At 56.5% G+C, this 17,444-nt stretch carries 15 protein-coding genes; all 15 read left to right on the plus strand.

Features of this window, described 5'->3' with window-relative positions:
- Positions 1-2: 2 nt before the first annotated feature.
- The 15 genes from wcaE to rfbD all read left to right on the plus strand — a co-directional run bounded on the left by wcaE (position 3) and on the right by rfbD (position 17,398).
- Positions 3-749, plus strand: a complete 747-nt coding sequence (gene wcaE, locus V7Q49_RS01355) for a colanic acid biosynthesis glycosyltransferase WcaE (protein ID WP_333848943.1) — start codon at positions 3-5, stop codon at positions 747-749.
- 15 nt (positions 750-764) lie between these two features.
- The gene (wcaF, locus tag V7Q49_RS01360) at positions 765-1,313 is read left to right on the plus strand and encodes a colanic acid biosynthesis acetyltransferase WcaF (RefSeq protein ID WP_333848944.1); all 549 of its coding nucleotides are present in this window, start codon (positions 765-767) and stop codon (positions 1,311-1,313) included.
- Between the two features lie 27 nt (positions 1,314-1,340).
- Positions 1,341-2,462 carry a GDP-mannose 4,6-dehydratase gene (gmd, locus tag V7Q49_RS01365; protein ID WP_333848945.1) on the plus strand — a complete coding sequence of 374 codons (1,122 nt, stop codon included), beginning with the start codon at positions 1,341-1,343 and terminating at the stop codon, positions 2,460-2,462.
- A gap of 2 nt (positions 2,463-2,464) precedes the next feature.
- Complete coding sequence (gene fcl, locus V7Q49_RS01370) at positions 2,465-3,430, plus strand: GDP-L-fucose synthase (protein WP_142486380.1); 966 nt, start codon at positions 2,465-2,467, stop codon at positions 3,428-3,430.
- Positions 3,431-3,432: 2 nt separating this feature from the next.
- Positions 3,433-3,906, plus strand: a complete 474-nt coding sequence (locus V7Q49_RS01375; RefSeq protein WP_333848946.1) for a GDP-mannose mannosyl hydrolase — start codon at positions 3,433-3,435, stop codon at positions 3,904-3,906.
- The gene (gene wcaI / locus V7Q49_RS01380) at positions 3,903-5,126 is read left to right on the plus strand and encodes a colanic acid biosynthesis fucosyltransferase WcaI (protein WP_333848947.1); all 1,224 of its coding nucleotides are present in this window, start codon (positions 3,903-3,905) and stop codon (positions 5,124-5,126) included. Before V7Q49_RS01375 ends, wcaI begins: the two co-directional genes overlap by 4 nt.
- A gap of 3 nt (positions 5,127-5,129) precedes the next feature.
- Complete coding sequence (cpsB, locus tag V7Q49_RS01385) at positions 5,130-6,566, plus strand: mannose-1-phosphate guanyltransferase (protein WP_333848948.1); 1,437 nt, start codon at positions 5,130-5,132, stop codon at positions 6,564-6,566.
- 118 nt (positions 6,567-6,684) lie between these two features.
- Positions 6,685-8,055: a colanic acid biosynthesis phosphomannomutase CpsG gene (cpsG, locus tag V7Q49_RS01390; RefSeq protein WP_333848949.1), complete on the plus strand. Its 1,371-nt coding sequence runs from the start codon at positions 6,685-6,687 to the stop codon at positions 8,053-8,055.
- A 49-nt stretch (positions 8,056-8,104) separates the two neighbouring features.
- Entirely contained in the window at positions 8,105-9,499 is a 1,395-nt protein-coding gene (wcaJ, locus tag V7Q49_RS01395) for an undecaprenyl-phosphate glucose phosphotransferase (protein WP_333848950.1), read from the plus strand.
- Between the two features lies 1 nt (position 9,500).
- Entirely contained in the window at positions 9,501-10,979 is a 1,479-nt protein-coding gene (wzxC, locus tag V7Q49_RS01400) for a colanic acid undecaprenyl disphosphate flippase WzxC (protein WP_333848952.1), read from the plus strand.
- Positions 10,980-10,994: 15 nt separating this feature from the next.
- Positions 10,995-12,275 carry a colanic acid biosynthesis pyruvyl transferase WcaK gene (gene wcaK / locus V7Q49_RS01405; RefSeq protein ID WP_333848953.1) on the plus strand — a complete coding sequence of 427 codons (1,281 nt, stop codon included), beginning with the start codon at positions 10,995-10,997 and terminating at the stop codon, positions 12,273-12,275.
- Positions 12,272-13,492: a colanic acid biosynthesis glycosyltransferase WcaL gene (gene wcaL / locus V7Q49_RS01410; RefSeq protein WP_333848954.1), complete on the plus strand. Its 1,221-nt coding sequence runs from the start codon at positions 12,272-12,274 to the stop codon at positions 13,490-13,492. Before wcaK ends, wcaL begins: the two co-directional genes overlap by 4 nt.
- A 13-nt stretch (positions 13,493-13,505) precedes the next feature.
- Positions 13,506-14,891 carry a colanic acid biosynthesis protein WcaM gene (gene wcaM, locus V7Q49_RS01415; RefSeq protein WP_333848955.1) on the plus strand — a complete coding sequence of 462 codons (1,386 nt, stop codon included), beginning with the start codon at positions 13,506-13,508 and terminating at the stop codon, positions 14,889-14,891.
- Between the two features lie 178 nt (positions 14,892-15,069).
- On the plus strand, positions 15,070-15,966 hold the full coding sequence (gene galF, locus V7Q49_RS01420; RefSeq protein WP_333848956.1) for a GalU regulator GalF: 897 nt from the start codon (positions 15,070-15,072) through the stop codon (positions 15,964-15,966).
- A 529-nt stretch (positions 15,967-16,495) separates the two neighbouring features.
- Positions 16,496-17,398, plus strand: coding sequence for a dTDP-4-dehydrorhamnose reductase (gene rfbD / locus V7Q49_RS01425; protein WP_333848957.1), 903 nt, complete (start codon positions 16,496-16,498; stop codon positions 17,396-17,398).
- Positions 17,399-17,444 lie beyond the last annotated feature (46 nt).

Genomic DNA, 17,444 nt, shown 5'->3' on the forward strand with positions numbered 1-17,444 from the left:
TTATGTTACTCAGCGTTATTACTGTTGCCTTCCGTAATCTTGACGGCGTGGTAAAAACCTGGCGGTCGCTGCGCAATCTGGCCCGCGATCCCAGCCTCAGCTTTGAATGGATTGTGGTGGATGGCGGTTCAAACGACGGTACGGCAGAGTTTCTCGAAAAACTGAATGGTGAGTTCAACTTACGCTACGTCAGCGAGAAGGACCGCGGCATATACGATGCGATGAATAAAGGCATCGATATGGCGCAGGGGCGCTACGCCATCTTCCTTAACTCCGGCGATATTTTTCATGACCATGTGGCGCAGTTTGTGCGCCAGCTCGGCAGAGTGCAGGGCAACGCCATGGTCATGGGCGACGCCTTACTCGATTTTGGTGACGGCAATAAAGTCCGCCGGGCGGCGAAACCGGGCTGGTATATTTATCACAGCCTGCCGGCCAGCCATCAGGCGATTTTCTTCCCGGTAAGTGGATTAAAAACGTACCCGTACGATCTGCAGTATCGCGTCTCGTCGGATTACGCCCTGACCGCCAGAATGTATAAAGCCGGTTATCCCTTTAAACGTCTGCCGGGCCTGGTGTCTGAATTTTCGATGGGCGGGGTGTCAACCTCGAATAATCTGGAATTATGTCAGGATGCCAAAAAAGTGCAGCGCGAAATATTACGCATGCCGGGCGTGTTCGCGGAATTATCTTATTTATTACGTCTGAAAACGACGGATAAAACTAAAGCCTTATATAACAAAGCCTGAATATAAGGAAATACGATGCAGGAATTAAGTGGCTTCTCTGTGCCAAAAGGCTTTCGTGGCGCAGGCGGTATAAAAGTGCAGTTGTGGTGGGCCGTACAGGCGACGTTATTTGCCTGGTCGCCACAAATCATGTACCGCTGGCGTGCCTTTTTATTACGCCTGTTTGGCGCAAAAATCGGAAAAAACGCAGTGATTCGACCGTCGGTAAAAATTACCTACCCGTGGAAATTAACCTTAGGGGATAACGCCTGGGTAGGCGACGAGGCGGTGTTATATACGCTGGGTGAAATTTCGATTGGCGCCAATTCAGTGGTGTCGCAGAAGTGTTATCTCTGTACCGGCAGTCACGATTATAAGAGTCAACATTTTGATATTAATGCGCAGCCCATCACCCTGGGTGAGAAATGCTGGCTGGCGACCGACGTCTTTGTCGCTCCCGGTGTTTCCATTGGTGATGGCACCGTGGTTGGTGCGCGCAGCAGTGTTTTTAAATCGCTACCGGCAAATAAGGTTTGCCGTGGCAATCCCGCAGTGGCGATACGCGAACGCGTTGAAACTGAATAACTTCTGATAAGTCTGGAGAAAATAAACATGTCTAAAGTCGCTCTCATCACCGGCGTTACCGGACAGGATGGTTCTTATCTGGCGGAACTCCTGCTGGAAAAAGGCTATGAAGTGCACGGAATCAAACGTCGTGCCTCCTCATTTAACACCGAGCGCGTGGATCATCTCTATCAGGATCCGCATGCAGCAAACCCGAAATTCCACCTGCACTACGGTGACCTGACCGACAGCTCCAACCTGACCCGTATTCTGCAGGAAGTGCAGCCGGACGAGGTCTACAACCTGGGCGCGATGAGCCACGTAGCGGTCTCCTTCGAGTCCCCGGAATATACCGCCGACGTGGATGCCATCGGTACCCTGCGTCTGCTGGAAGCCATTCGCTTCCTCGGTCTGGAGAAGAAGACCCGTTTCTATCAGGCGTCCACCTCCGAGCTGTATGGCCTGGTGCAGGAGATCCCGCAGAAAGAGACCACCCCGTTCTACCCGCGCTCACCGTATGCCGTGGCTAAAATGTACGCCTACTGGATCACCGTGAACTACCGCGAGTCGTACGGCATCTACGCCTGTAACGGGATTCTGTTCAACCACGAATCCCCGCGTCGCGGCGAAACCTTCGTGACCCGCAAAATCACCCGCGCCATCGCCAACATCGCCCAGGGTCTGGAATCCTGCCTGCACCTCGGCAACATGGACTCCCTGCGTGACTGGGGCCATGCCAAAGACTACGTGAAAATGCAGTGGATGATGCTGCAGCAGGAAAAACCAGAAGACTTCGTGATTGCGACCGGCGTGCAGTACTCCGTGCGTCAGTTCGTTGAGATGGCGGCAGCCCAGCTGGGCATCAAGCTGCGCTTCGAAGGCACCGGCGTGGAAGAGAAGGGTATCGTGGTCTCTGTCACCGGTCATGACGCACCGGGCGTGAAGCCGGGCGATGTGATTGTCCAGGTTGACCCGCGCTACTTCCGTCCTGCTGAAGTGGAAACCCTGCTCGGCGACCCAAGCAAAGCGCACGAAAAACTGGGCTGGAAGCCAGAAATCACCCTGCAGGAGATGGTGTCCGAGATGGTTGCCAACGATCTTGAAGCGGCGAAGAAACACTCCCTGCTCAAGTCCCATGGCTACGAGGTTGCCATCGCGCTGGAGTCCTGAGTATGAGCAAACAACGAATTTTTGTTGCTGGTCATCGCGGGATGGTGGGTTCCGCGATTGTCCGCCAGCTGGAACAGCGCGGCAACGTCGAACTGGTGCTGCGCAACCGTGATGAACTGAACCTGCTGGATGCGGGCGCGGTACAGGCCTTCTTTGCCGAACAGCGCATCGATCAGGTCTATCTGGCGGCGGCAAAAGTGGGCGGTATTGTCGCCAACAATACCTACCCGGCGGATTTCATCTACGAAAACATGATGATCGAGAGCAACATCATTCACGCTGCGCATCTGCATAACGTGAACAAGCTGCTGTTCCTCGGATCCTCCTGTATCTATCCGAAGATGGCGAAACAGCCGATTGCCGAGAGCGAGCTGCTGCAGGGCACGCTTGAAGCGACCAACGAACCGTACGCCATCGCCAAGATTGCCGGGATCAAGCTGTGCGAATCCTATAACCGCCAGTACGGTCGCGACTATCGCTCGGTGATGCCGACCAACCTGTACGGCCCGAACGATAACTTCCACCCGAGTAACTCCCACGTGATCCCGGCGCTGCTGCGTCGTTTTCACGAGGCCACCGTCAGCAACGCACCGGAAGTGGTGGTGTGGGGCAGCGGTACGCCGATGCGCGAGTTCCTGCATGTGGATGACATGGCGGCCGCCAGCATTCACGTGATGGAGCTGGCCCGCGAGGTGTGGCAGGAGAACACCGAGCCGATGCTGTCGCACATCAACGTCGGCACCGGGGTGGACTGCACCATTCGCGAGCTGGCAGAGACCATCGCCCAGGTGGTGGGATACAAGGGGCGCGTGGCGTTCGATGCCAGCAAACCCGACGGCACGCCGCGCAAGCTGCTGGATGTGACCCGTCTGCATCAGCTGGGCTGGTTCCACGAGGTAACGCTGGCCGCCGGGCTGGCCAGCACCTACCAGTGGTTCCTGGAAAACCAGCAGCGCTTCCGGGGGTAGATATGTTTTTAAGTCAGGAAGATTTTGCCACTGTGGTGCGTTCCACTCCGCTGATCTCTATCGATCTGATTGTGGAGAACGAGCGGGGCGAGTTCCTGCTCGGGCAACGTACCAACCGTCCGGCGCAGGGCTACTGGTTCGTGCCGGGCGGGCGGGTGCAGAAAGACGAGACGCTGGAAAATGCTTTTGCGCGTCTGACGCAAGCGGAGCTGGGGCTGCGCCTGCCGATGACGGCGGGGCAGTTCTACGGGGTCTGGCAGCACTTCTATGACGACAACTTCTCCGGTACCGGTTTCACCACCCATTACGTGGTGATCGGTTATCGCCTGCAGGTGAAAGAGGCAGACCTGCGTCTGCCTGATTCTCAGCACGACGATTATCGCTGGTTGACGCCTGAACAGCTTCTGGCAAGCGATAACGTGCATGACAACAGCCGGGCCTATTTCCTGGAAAATGCTGGAGTACCGGGCTTATGAAGATCCTTATTTACGGTATCAACTACTCGCCAGAGTTAACCGGGATCGGTAAATATACCGGCGAGATGGTGGAGTGGATGACGGATCAGGGACACGAGGTGCGGGTCATTACGGCCCCGCCTTACTACCCGGACTGGAAGGTGGGTGAGCGCTACTCCAGCTGGCGCTACCGCCGCGAAGAGGGGGCCGCCACCGTCTGGCGTTGTCCGCTGTATGTGCCGAAAAAGCCCTCTACCTTAAAGCGTTTGATTCATCTGGGCAGCTTTGCCCTGAGCAGTTTCTTCCCGCTGATGGCGCAACGTCGCTGGAAGCCGGATCGCATTATCGGCGTGGTGCCGACCCTGTTTTGCACCCCGGGCATGCGCCTGCTGGGCAAGCTTTCCGGGGCCCGCACCCTGCTGCACATTCAGGATTATGAAGTAGATGCCATGCTCGGTCTGGGCATGGCCGGCAAAGGCAAGGGCGGCAAAGTCGCCAAACTGGCCAGCGCCTTCGAGCGCAGCGGCCTGCACAAAGTCGACTACGTCTCAACCATCTCGCGCTCGATGATGAATAAAGCGCAGGAGAAGGGCGTGGCGGCGGAAAAGGTGATCTTCTTCCCTAACTGGTCGGAAGTGGCGCGTTTTCGTGACGTAACCCGTGCCGATGCGGCGGCGCTGCGCGCAGAGTTGGGTCTGCCTGAATTGCAAAAAATTATTCTCTACTCCGGCAATATCGGCGAAAAACAGGGCCTCGAAAACGTGATTGAAGCCGCAGAGCTGTTAAGCGATAAGCCCTGGCAGTTTGTGATTGTCGGTCAGGGGGGCGGCAAGGCGCGGCTGGAGAAGATGGCCCGCGAGCGTGGCCTGGCGAACGTGCGGTTCATGCCGCTGCAGCCTTACGAGGCTTTACCAGCGCTGCTGAAGATGGCCGACTGCCATCTGGTGGTGCAAAAACGCGGCGCGGCGGATGCGGTTCTGCCCTCCAAGCTGACCAATATTCTGGCGGTGGGCGGCAACGCGGTGATCACCGCTGAAGCCCACACCGAGCTGGGCCAGCTGTGCGACAGCCTGCCGGGCATCGCCGTATGCGTTGAGCCGGAGTCGGTTCCCGCGCTGGTGGCCGGGATCGAACAGGCGCTGTTTATGCCCAAAGAGAACAGGGTAGCCCGTGACTATGCCGAACGCACGCTCGAGAAAGAGAACGTGCTGAGCCAGTTTATTGCAGATATTCGGGGATAAATCATGAGTAAAAATACGTTGTACCCGGTGGTAATGGCAGGTGGCTCTGGCAGCCGTTTGTGGCCGCTCTCCCGCGTGCTCTACCCAAAACAGTTCCTCTGCCTGAAAGGGGAACTCACCATGTTGCAGACGACGGTCAACCGTCTGAATGGCGTGAATTGTGAAAGCCCGGTGGTGATCTGTAACGAACAGCACCGCTTTATTGTCGCCGAGCAGCTGCGTCAGCTGAACAAGCTGACCGAAAACATCATTCTTGAGCCTGCCGGCCGTAACACCGCTCCGGCCATCGCCCTGGCGGCGCTGGCGGCCCAGCGCAGCAGCCCGGATTGCGATCCGCTGATGCTGGTGCTGGCAGCGGATCACGTGATCCAGCAGGAAGAGGCCTTCCGCGACGCCGTGCGCGCCGCTATCCCTTATGCCGACAGCGGCAAGCTAGTGACCTTCGGCATCGTGCCGGATCTGCCTGAAACCGGCTATGGCTATATTCGCCGTGGCAACGTCACGCCGGGCGAGGGCGACAGCCTGGCCTTTGACGTGGCGCAGTTTGTCGAAAAACCGAATATGGAAACCGCCCAGGCCTACGTCGCCAGCGGGGAGTATTACTGGAACAGCGGCATGTTCCTGTTCCGCGCCGGACGCTATCTGGAAGAGCTGGAGAAGTACCGCCCGGATATCCTGAACGCCTGCCAGCAGGCCATGGCCACCGTTGACCCGGATCTGGACTTTATCCGCGTCGATGAAGCCGCGTTCCTCGCCTGCCCGGAAGAGTCGGTGGATTACGCAGTGATGGAAAAAACTGCCGATGCGGTGGTAGTGCCGATGGACGCGGGCTGGAGCGACGTTGGCTCCTGGTCTTCCCTGTGGGAGATCAGCGCCCAGACTCCGGAAGGCAACGTCCATCACGGGGATGTGATCAGCCATAAAACCGAAAACAGCTACGTCTACGCCGAGTCTGGCCTGGTCACCACCGTCGGCGTCAAAGATCTGGTGGTTGTGCAGACCAAAGATGCGGTGCTGATTGCCGATCGCAACGCGGTGCAGGACGTCAAAAAAGTGGTGGAGCAGATTAAGGCCGATGGCCGCCATGAGCACCACATTCATCGCGAAGTGTACCGTCCGTGGGGCAAATACGACTCCATCGACGAGGGCGATCGCTACCAGGTCAAACGCATCACCGTTAAACCGGGCGAGGGCTTGTCGGTGCAGATGCACCATCACCGCGCCGAGCACTGGGTAGTGGTGGCGGGGACCGCCAAAGTGACCATCGACGAAGAGGTGACGCTGCTGGGTGAAAACGAATCCATTTACATCCCATTAGGCGCGACCCACTGCCTGGAAAACCCGGGGAAAATCCCGCTCGACCTGATTGAAGTGCGCTCCGGCTCGTACCTGGAAGAGGACGATATCGTCCGCTTTGAGGATCGCTACGGCCGGGTCTAGCCCCGGAGCGCGGCTTGCCGGATGCGCGTTGCTTATCCGGCCTACGAATGAAGCAAAACAAATAATTTAATTGGCCCTGTCCGGGTCGGGCCAACTGTTGCCTGAATAAGGGGTAATGATGCAAAAATTAACCTGTTTTAAAGCCTACGATATTCGCGGCAAGCTCGGTGAAGAGCTGAATGAAGACATTGCGTGGCGCATTGGCCGCGCGTACGGCGAATACTTAAAGCCGAAAACCATTGTGCTGGGCGGCGACGTGCGCCTGACCAGCGAATCCCTGAAGCTGGCGCTGGCGAAAGGGCTGCAGGATGCGGGCGTCGACGTGCTGGATATCGGTTTATCCGGTACCGAAGAGATCTACTTTGCCACCTTCCACCTGGGCGTTGACGGCGGGATCGAAGTGACCGCCAGCCATAACCCGATGGACTACAACGGTATGAAGCTGGTGCGCGAAGGTGCCCGTCCGATCAGCGGCGACACCGGTCTGCGCGACGTGCAGCGTCTGGCGGAAGCCAACGACTTCCCGCCGGTGAACGACGCCAGACGCGGCAGCTATAAAAAAATTGAGCTGCGCGAGGCCTACATCGACCACCTTCTGGGCTACATCAACCTGGCGAACCTCAAGCCGCTCAAGCTGGTGATCAACTCCGGCAACGGCGCGGCAGGCCCGGTGGTGGATGCCCTGGAAGCCCGCTTTAAAGCGCTTAACGTGCCGGTCACCTTCATCAAAGTCCACAACACCCCGGATGGCAACTTCCCGAACGGCATCCCGAACCCGCTGCTGCCGGAGTGCCGGGCCGATACCCGCAACGCGGTGATTGAGCATGGCGCGGACATGGGGATCGCCTTTGACGGCGACTTTGACCGCTGCTTCCTGTTCGACGAAAAAGGGCAGTTTATCGAGGGCTACTATATTGTCGGCCTGCTGGCGGAAGCCTTCCTTGAGAAAAACCCAGGGGCGAAAATCATTCACGACCCGCGTCTCTCGTGGAACACCGTTGACGTGGTGGCTGCGGCGGGCGGTCAACCGGTGATGTCCAAAACCGGGCACGCGTTTATCAAGGAGCGGATGCGCGAAGAGGATGCGATTTACGGCGGCGAGATGAGCGCTCATCACTACTTCCGCGATTTTGCCTACTGCGACAGCGGGATGATCCCCTGGCTGCTGGTCACCGAACTGCTGTGCCTGAAGGGCCAGTCGCTGGGTGAACTGGTGCGTGACCGCATGGCGGCCTTCCCGGCGAGCGGAGAGATCAACAGCACTCTGGCGGCACCGGCCGAGGCGATTGCCCGCGTGGAGAACCACTTTGCCCTGCACGCGCTGGAGATCGACCGTACCGACGGCATCAGCATGACTTTCCCCCAGTGGCGTTTCAACCTGCGCTCGTCGAATACCGAGCCGGTGGTGCGCCTGAACGTGGAATCACGCGCCGATGCGGCGCTGATGGCGGCGCGAACGCAGGACATTATGGCGCTGTTGAATCAGTAACCTTTCCCCCTCTCCCGTTGGGAGAGGGGGCCCTGAAACAGGAACAACGATGACAAATCTAAAAAAGCGCGAGCGAGCCAAAACGAATGCATCGTTAATCTCTATGGTGCAGCGTTTTTCTGATATCACCATCATGTTCGGCGGTTTGTGGATGGTGTGTAAACTCAGCGGGCTGCCCTTCCTCTACATGCACCTGCTGATGGCGCTGATCGCCCTGGTAGTGTTCCAGATGATCGGCGGGATGACCGACTTCTACCGTTCATGGCGTGGCGTCAAGATCGCCACCGAGCTCCTGCTGCTGTTACAGAACTGGACCTTAAGCCTGGTCTTCAGCTTCGGGTTGGTAGCCTTTAATAACGACTTTGATAACCGCTTTGCCACCTACTTTGCCTGGTACCTGCTCACCAGCGTGGGGATGGTGGTCTGCCGGGCGCTGATCCGCTTTGGCGCGGGCTGGCTGCGTAACCGCGGCTACAACACCCGCCGGGTGGCGGTAGCCGGGAGTCTGCCGGCCGGGATGGCGCTGCTTGACGGTTTTCGTAAAGAGCCGTGGCTGGGGTTTGACGTGGTCGGGGTTTATCATGATGCGCAGCCTGGCGGCGTTTCTGCGGACTGGGCCGGGAACTATTCGCAGCTGGTTGACGATGCCAAAGCCGGCAAGATCCACAACGTCTACATCGCCATGCCGATGAGCGACGAGGCCCGAATCAAAACCCTGATGCACAAACTGGCGGATACCACCTGCTCGGTGATCCTGATCCCCGATGTGTTCACCTTTAACATCCTGCATTCCCGCATCGAAGAGGTGAACGGCGTGCCGGTGGTGCCGCTGTATGACACGCCGCTCTCCGGGCTCAACCGGGTGCTGAAGCGCGTGGAAGATATCGTCCTCTCCTCGATGATCCTGCTGCTGATCTCCCCGGTGCTCTGCGCCATTGCCCTGGCGGTTAAGCTCACCTCTAAGGGGCCGGTGATCTTCCGCCAGACCCGCTACGGTATGGACGGTAAGCCGATCATGGTGTGGAAATTCCGCTCCATGAAGGTGATGGAGAACGACGAGGTGGTCACCCAGGCGACGCAGAACGACCCGCGCGTCACCCGCGTCGGTAACTTCCTGCGCCGTACCTCCCTCGACGAACTGCCGCAGTTTATCAACGTCCTGACCGGGGGCATGTCGATTGTCGGCCCACGTCCGCACGCGGTGGCCCATAATGAGCAGTATCGTGCCCTGATTGAAGGCTACATGCTGCGCCATAAAGTGAAACCGGGCATTACCGGCTGGGCGCAAATCAACGGCTGGCGCGGTGAAACCGACACCCTCGAGAAGATGGAAAAACGCATTGAATTCGACCTGGAGTACATCCGCGAGTGGAGCCTCTGGTTCGATATCAAAATCGTGTTTCTCACCGTCTTCAAGGGCTTCGTGAACAAAGCGGCGTACTAACATGAGCTTACGTGAAAAAACTCTCAGCGGGGCAAAGTGGTCGGCTATCGCCACGGTGATTATCATCGGCCTCGGGCTGGTGCAGATGACGGTGCTGGCGCGCATTATCGATAACCACCAGTTTGGCCTGCTGACCGTCTCGCTGGTGATCATCGCCCTGGCCGATACGCTGTCGGACTTCGGCATCGCCAACTCGATTATTCAGCGCAAGGAGATCAGCCACCTGGAGCTGACCACTCTTTACTGGCTGAACGTCGGCCTCGGCGTGCTGGTGTTCGTGGCGCTGTTTCTGCTGAGCGATACCATCGCTGGCGCACTGAATAACCCGGAGCTGGCCCCGCTGATGCGCGCGCTGTCGTTTGCCTTTGTGGTGATCCCGCACGGGCAGCAGTTCCGCGCCCTGATGCAAAAGGAGCTGGAGTTCAGCAAAATCGGCATGATTGAAACCAGCGCGGTGCTGGCCGGGTTTACCTTTACCGTGGTGAGCGCCCATTTCTGGCCGCTGGCGATGACCGCCATCCTCGGCTATCTGGTGAACTCTGCCGTGCGCACCCTGCTGTTCGGCTACTTTGGCCGCAAGATTTATCGTCCAGGTTTTCACTTCTCGCTCTCTTCCGTGTCATCCAACCTGCGCTTCGGCGCCTGGCTGACCGCCGACAGCATCATCAACTATGTCAATACCAACCTCTCGACGCTGGTGCTGGCGCGCATCCTCGGCGCCAGCGTGGCGGGGGGCTATAACCTGGCGTACAACGTGGCGGTCGTGCCGCCAATGAAGCTCAACCCGATCATTACCCGCGTGCTGTTCCCGGCATTTGCCAAAATTCAGGACGACACGGAAAAGCTGCGGATCAACTTCTACAAGCTGCTGTCGGTGGTGGGGATCATTAACTTCCCGACCCTGCTGGGGCTGATGGTGGTCTCCGGCAATCTGGTGCCGCTGGTATTCGGTGAAAAGTGGATCAGCATTGTGCCCATTCTGCAGCTGCTGTGCGTGGTGGGCCTGCTGCGCTCCGTCGGTAACCCGATCGGTTCCCTGCTGATGGCCAAAGCCCGCGTCGATATCAGCTTCAAATTTAACGTGTTTAAGACTTTCCTGTTTATTCCGGCGATTGTCATCGGCGGCCATCTGGCCGGTGCGATGGGGGTAACGCTGGGCTTCCTGCTGGTGCAGATTATCAACACCGTACTGAGCTACTTCGTGATGATTAAGCCGGTGCTCGGTTCCAGCTATCGCCAGTACATTCTGAGCCTGTGGCTGCCGTTTTACCTGTCGCTGCCCACGCTGGCGGTGAGCTATGGCTTAGGGCTAGCCCTCAACGGCCATCTGCCGCTGGCGGCGCTGCTGGCGGTGCAGGTTGCCGCGGGCGCGCTGGCCTTCGCGGTGATGATTGTGCTGTCGCGTAATGCGCTGGTGGTGGAGATCAAACGTCAGTTCTGCCGCAACGAAAAGATAAAAACGCTGCTTCGCGCAGGCTAATTTTAAGAGGTCATTATGAAATTACTGATTCTGGGCAACCATACCTGTGGTAACCGTGGTGACAGCGCCATTCTGCGCGGCCTGCTGGATGCCATTTACGCGCTGTCGCCGGAGACCGAAGTCGATGTGATGAGCCGCTATCCGGTGAGCTCCTCCTGGCTGCTGAACCGCCCGGTGATGGGCGATCCGCTCTACAGCCAGATGAAGCAGCATAACAATGCCGCGGGCGTGATGGGCCGGGTGAAAAAGGTGCTGCGCCGCCGCTACCAGCATCAGGTGCTGCTGTCGCGCGTGACCGACACCGGCAAGCTGCGCAATATCGCCATCGCCCAGGGCTTTACCGATTTTGTCCGCCTGCTCTCGGGTTACGACGCCATTATCCAGGTAGGCGGCTCCTTCTTCGTTGACCTCTACGGCGTGCCGCAGTTCGAGCATGCACTCTGCACCTTTATGGCGAAAAAGCCGCTGTTTATGGTCGGCCACAGCGTTGGGCCTTTCCAGGATCCGCAGTTCAACCAGCTGGCGAACTATGTGTTTGGCCACTGCGACGCCCTGATCCTGCGTGAGTCGGTGAGCCTGAATCTGATGCAGCGTAGCGAGATCGATACCACTAAAGTAGAGCAGGGGGTCGATACCGCCTGGTTGGTGGATCACCAGGAGGCGAACTTTACCCCGAGCTATGCCGTGCAGCACTGGCTGAACGTGGTAGGGCAGCAAAAAACCGTCGCCATCACCCTGCGTGAACTGGCCCCGTTTGACAAACGTCTGGGCACCACCCAGGCGGCCTATGAAAAGGCCTTTGCCGAGGTGGTGAACCGGGTGCTGGACAGCGGCTATCAGGTGCTGGCGCTCTCCACCTGTACCGGGATCGACAGCTACAACAAAGATGACCGCATGGTAGCGCTCAATCTGCGCCAGCACGTCAGCGATCCGTCCCGCTACCATGTGGTGATGGACGAACTCAACGACCTCGAGATGGGCAAGTTGCTGGGCGCCTGCGATCTGACTGTCGGCACCCGTCTGCATTCGGCGATCATCTCCATGAACTTTGGCACGCCAGCCGTCGCCATTAACTATGAACACAAGTCCGCCGGGATCATGCAGCAGCTGGGCATGCCGGAGATGGCGGTGGATATCCGCCATCTGCTGGATGGCTCGCTGGGCGCGATGGTAGGCGACACCCTGGGCCAGCTGCCGGCCATCAACGAACGCCTGGCGGTGGCGGTGAAGGCCGAACGTGAAAACGGCATCAGGATGGTGAAATCGGTGCTGGATCGTGTCGGGGAGGGCAAATGAAGGTTGGTTTCTTCTTACTGAAATTCCCGCTGTCGTCCGAAACCTTTGTGCTGAACCAGATCACCGCGTTTATTGATATGGGATATGACGTGGAGATCGTCGCCCTGCAAAAGGGCGACACGCAAAATACCCACGCCGCCTGGACGCAGTACGACCTGGCCAGCAAAACCCGCTGGCTGCAGGATGAGCCGCAGGGCCGGCTGGCGAAACTGGGCTACCGCGCCCGCCAGACCCTGCGCGGGCTCCATCGACCGGGCACCTGGAAAGCGCTGAACGTCTCCCGCTATGGTGCCGAATCGCGCAACCTGATCCTCTCCGCCATCTGCGGTCAGACGGTGCGGCCCTGGCGCGCGGATGTCTTTATCGCCCACTTCGGTCCGGCTGGCGTAACGGCAGCAAAGCTGCGTGAGCTGGGCGTTATCGAGGGGAAAATCGCCACCGTCTTTCACGGGATCGACATCTCCAGCCGGGAGGTGTTGGCGCACTATACCCCGGAGTATCAACGCTTGTTTCAGCGCGGCGATATGATGCTGCCAATAAGCGATCTCTGGGCTGGTCGCCTGAAAAACATGGGCTGCCCGCCGGAGAAAATCACCGTCTCGCGCATGGGTGTGGATATGCAGCGCTTTACCCAGCGTCCGGTGAAGACACCGGGAAGCCCGCTGCAGATCATCTCGGTGGCGCGCCTGACCGAGAAAAAAGGGCTGCACGTGGCGATCGAAGCCTGCCGTCAGCTGAAAGCGCGCGGGGTGGATTTTCGCTATCGCATTCTTGGCATAGGTCCCTGGGAGCGCCGCCTGCGCACCCTGATCGAACAGTACGAGCTGGAAGACGCTGTCGAGATGCCGGGGTTCAAGCCCAGCCATGAGGTCAAAGCCATGCTGGATGCCGCCGATGTCTTCTTGCTTCCGTCGGTCACCGGCACGGATGGCGATATGGAGGGCATCCCGGTGGCGCTGATGGAGGCGATGGCGGTAGGGATCCCGGTGGTCTCCACGGTACACAGCGGGATCCCTGAGCTGATCGAGCCCGGCCACTCCGGCTGGCTGGTAGAAGAGAACAACCCCGAGGCGCTGGCCGGGCAGCTGGAGCGTTTTGCCGCGCTGGGCGACCAGGAGCTCTCACCCGTGCTGCACAACGCACGGCGGAAAGTGGAGACCGATTTTAATCAACACCTGATCAACCGGCAGTTAGCCACTCTGCTACAGACGCTTTAAAAAGGGAGGCGATATGCCGAAAGAGATAACGCGACGCGCGTTTGTCACCGCCTGCTCCGTACTGGCCGCTGCACCGCTGGTGGGCGTACGGGCCGCAGCGAACAGCGCCACGGTAGATATCAGCCGCTACAATCGCCGTGACTGGATCGCGGCCTTCAAACAGGCCTTCACCGAAGGCGACACCGTGGTGGTGCCCGCCGGGTTGACCTGCGACAACATCAACACCGCCATTTTTATCCCCGAAGGCAAAACCCTGCGCATCCGCGGCGCGCTCACCGGCAACGGGCGCGGGCGGCTGGTACTGCAGGATGGCAGTAAAGTGATTGGCGAAGGGGAGGGGCGCAGCGAAAATATCACCCTCGACGTCCGTGGCTCCGACTGCGTGATCCAGGGGCTGGTGATGAGCGGCTATGGCCCGGTGACCCAGATTTACATCGGCGGTAAAAAGCCGCGGGTAATGCGCAACCTGCTGATCGACAACCTGCGGGTGACCAAAGCGAACTATGCGATCCTGCGTCAGGGTTTCCACAATCAGGTGGATGGCGCCAAAATCACCAACTGCCACTTCAGCTATCTGCAGGGCGATGCCATTGAGTGGAACGTGGCGATCAACGACCAGAATATCCTGATTTCAGACCACGTAATCGACCATATCGACTGCACCAACGGCAAAATCAACTGGGGGATTGGCATTGGCCTGGCCGGAAGCACCTACGACAATGCCTACCCGGAAGACCAGGCGGTAAAGAACTTTGTGGTGGCCAATATTACCGGCAGCAACTGTCGCCAGTTAGTGCATGTGGAGAATGGTAAACACTTTATTATCCGTAATGTTAAAGCCCAAAATATCACCCCTGATTTCAGCAAAAAAGCGGGGATTGATAACGCCACGGTAGCCATATATGGCTGCGATAATTTTGTCATCGATAACGTAGAAATGATCGACAGCGCGGGCATGTTAATTGGCTACGGCGTGATTAAAGGCGATTATCTGTCGATACCGCAGAATTTTCGCCTCAACAATATTCATCTCAACAACCAGAATCTTGCGCGGAAATTGCGCGGAATACAGATCTCCTCCGGCAATGCCACCTCGTTCGTGGCGATCACCAATCTTGAGATGAAACGCGCCACGCTTGAGTTACATAACAAACCGCAGCATCTTTTTATGCGCAATATCAAAGTGATGCAGCATTCTGACATCGGGCCGGCCCTGACGCTGAATTTCGATCTGCGCAAAGACGTGCGCGGGAAATTTATGGCGCGTGAAGCGACGCTGCTTTCACTGGCGAACATTAACGCGATTAATGAGAAGGGCCAAAGTTCGGTGGATATCGACCGCATCGATCAGCATACAATTAATACGGAACGGCTGAATTTTAATCTGCCGAAGCGCTAAATATTAACCAGACGGCATTTTGCGAGGATTCCTGGAATTAAAGCGCGCGGATTCAGACTGCATCCACTGGTATTCGCAAGGCAGCGGCGTAACATCTACCGCTGATTTGTAGCAAATCATGCTGGCGAAACCAGGCTAAAGAGCTATAATTCGGCAACCATTTTAAGGTGGAAGAAATATGATTAATTTGAAAGCGGTTATTCCGGTAGCCGGTCTGGGCATGCATTTGCTCCCGGCCACAAAAGCCATTCCTAAAGAGATGCTGCCGATCGTTGACAAGCCGATGATTCAGTACATCGTCGACGAGATTGTTGCTGCAGGGATCAAAGAAATCGTTCTGGTGACCCATTCCTCGAAGAATGCGGTAGAAAACCATTTCGACACCTCCTACGAACTTGAAGCCCTTCTGGAGCAGCGCGTTAAGCGTCAGCTGCTGGCGGAAGTGCAGTCCATCTGCCCGCCGGGCGTGACCATTATGAACGTTCGCCAGGCGCAGCCGCTGGGGCTGGGTCACTCTATCCTGTGCGCGCGTCCTGTGGTTGGCGATAACCCGTTTGTGGTTGTGCTGCCGGACATCATTCTGGACAACGCCTCAGCCGATCCGCTGCGCTACAACCTTGCAGCCATGGTGGCGCGTTTCAACGAGACCGGCCGCAGCCAGGTGCTGGCGAAGCGCATGAAGGGCGATCTGTCCGAGTACTCCGTGATTCAGACTAAAGAGCCGCTGGATTCTGAAGGTAAAGTCAGCCGCATCGTTGAATTTATCGAGAAACCCGATCAGCCACAGACGCTTGACTCAGACCTGATGGCCGTGGGCCGCTATGTGCTCAACGCTGAGATCTGGGCTGAGCTGGAGCGTACCGAGCCAGGTGCCTGGGATCGTATTCAGCTGACGGATGCTATCGCTGAACTGGCGAAGAAGCAGTCTGTCGATGCAATGCTGATGACTGGCGACAGCTACGATTGCGGTAAGAAGATTGGATACATGCAAGCCTTTGTACAATATGGCCTTCGTAACCTGAAAGAAGGACAGAAGTTCCGGGAAAGCATGAAGAAACTACTCACCAACGATTAACCGTTGGTTGGTTGTTGACTAAACGGCAGTGGATCATTCCAGGCTTGCATAAGCTATGAGAATGACACTGCCGTTTTCTTTTTTTTAAATAAATTCTTGTTTTTCAGGTAGTTAATTGCTGTTTTTTTGTATTGTTCGCCTGCTTTTTTCCCTTGTTTCTGCAAGCATTTAAGACGACAATTATTAATTGGTTCACATGCTATTCTGTTACTAAGTAACAGTGAGTGAAAACTGACCAAATTCTCTATTTTGACTGCATTCAGTGCACTGGTAGCTGTTAAGCCAGGGGCGGTAGCGTGTCTACATATCGTGATCAAACCATCTATGCAGGCGATCGTCCCGGGCATGACCGTCGATACGCGATAGACGCCGGGAAAATGAGCCAGGAATTAGGCTGGCTGCGGTCTGAAACATGTAATTCAGAACTTCGCAAAACTGTGTAATGGTACTTAGAAAATCAAGAATGGGTAGAGAATATCCAACGCGGGACTTTTCCAAACCAGATTAAATTGAACTGCAGGAATCGTTAATGAAAAAAATTCTGCTTTTCGGTAAAACGGGTCAGGTCGGCTGGGAATTGCAACGCGCTCTGGTACCACTCGGTAGTGTTATTGGCGTAGATACTCATTCGACTGAGATATGTGGTGATTTCAGAGATCCTCAGGGCGTTGCAGAAACGGTTCGTCTCATTCGCCCTGATATTGTCGTGAACGCGGCCGCCTATACCGCTGTCGATAAAGCAGAATCAGAATATAAATTAGCTTACTTAATCAATGCAGCCAGCGTTGAAGCAATTGCTCGAGAAACTGAAGCCCTAAATGCATGGTTTGTCCATTATTCAACCGATTATGTCTTCCCTGGCACAGGCGATTTGCCCTGGGATGAAAATGACAGACCTGCACCGCTAAACGTTTACGGCGAAACAAAGCTGGCTGGGGAAAAGTTTATTCAGCAGGAATGCTCTAAATATTTAATTTTCCGGACAAGTTGGGTCTATGCAGCGAAAGGCAATAATTTTGTCAAAGCCATGCTGAGATTAGCAACAGAACGTCATGAGATATCGGTTGTTAACGATCAATTTGGTGCTCCGACAGGTGCTGAGTTACTGGCAGACTGCACTGCTCACGCGATTTCCATCGCAATGAACAAAACGGATGTTACCGGGCTTTATCATCTGGTTGCTACCGGTACAACAAACTGGTTTGAATTTGCACAACTTATTTTTGCTGAAGCACGAAAGGCTGGTTTGACATTAGCTGTCCAAAAAATTAACGCGATCACATCTGATTCATATCCGACGCCGGCTAAACGTCCACTTAACTCGCGTCTCAATACCACTAAATTCACTCAGAAGTTCGGTCTCACTCTTCCCCATTGGGAGAACGGAGTAAAACGGATGTTGGCTGAAGTATCAACACCGGCTTCAGTTTAATTAATTCTCAAATACTATCGTAAAAGTATTTTATTCTGAGGAATAC

Source organism: Leclercia sp. (assembly GCF_036780805.1).
Classification (GTDB): Bacteria; Pseudomonadota; Gammaproteobacteria; order Enterobacterales; family Enterobacteriaceae; genus Enterobacter.

Bases quoted from the DNA above. Each gene is read 5' to 3' on its own strand.
- wcaE (WP_333848943.1), top strand. From the start codon at position 3: ATGTTACTCAGCGTTATTACTGTTGCCTTCCGTAATCTTGACGGCGTG.
- wcaF (WP_333848944.1), top strand. From the start codon at position 765: ATGCAGGAATTAAGTGGCTTCTCTGTGCCAAAAGGCTTTCGTGGCGCA.
- gmd (WP_333848945.1), top strand. From the start codon at position 1,341: ATGTCTAAAGTCGCTCTCATCACCGGCGTTACCGGACAGGATGGTTCT.
- fcl (WP_142486380.1), top strand. From the start codon at position 2,465: ATGAGCAAACAACGAATTTTTGTTGCTGGTCATCGCGGGATGGTGGGT.
- V7Q49_RS01375 (WP_333848946.1), top strand. From the start codon at position 3,433: ATGTTTTTAAGTCAGGAAGATTTTGCCACTGTGGTGCGTTCCACTCCG.
- wcaI (WP_333848947.1), top strand. From the start codon at position 3,903: ATGAAGATCCTTATTTACGGTATCAACTACTCGCCAGAGTTAACCGGG.
- cpsB (WP_333848948.1), top strand. From the start codon at position 5,130: ATGAGTAAAAATACGTTGTACCCGGTGGTAATGGCAGGTGGCTCTGGC.
- cpsG (WP_333848949.1), top strand. From the start codon at position 6,685: ATGCAAAAATTAACCTGTTTTAAAGCCTACGATATTCGCGGCAAGCTC.
- wcaJ (WP_333848950.1), top strand. From the start codon at position 8,105: ATGACAAATCTAAAAAAGCGCGAGCGAGCCAAAACGAATGCATCGTTA.
- wzxC (WP_333848952.1), top strand. From the start codon at position 9,501: ATGAGCTTACGTGAAAAAACTCTCAGCGGGGCAAAGTGGTCGGCTATC.
- wcaK (WP_333848953.1), top strand. From the start codon at position 10,995: ATGAAATTACTGATTCTGGGCAACCATACCTGTGGTAACCGTGGTGAC.
- wcaL (WP_333848954.1), top strand. From the start codon at position 12,272: ATGAAGGTTGGTTTCTTCTTACTGAAATTCCCGCTGTCGTCCGAAACC.
- wcaM (WP_333848955.1), top strand. From the start codon at position 13,506: ATGCCGAAAGAGATAACGCGACGCGCGTTTGTCACCGCCTGCTCCGTA.
- galF (WP_333848956.1), top strand. From the start codon at position 15,070: ATGATTAATTTGAAAGCGGTTATTCCGGTAGCCGGTCTGGGCATGCAT.
- rfbD (WP_333848957.1), top strand. From the start codon at position 16,496: ATGAAAAAAATTCTGCTTTTCGGTAAAACGGGTCAGGTCGGCTGGGAA.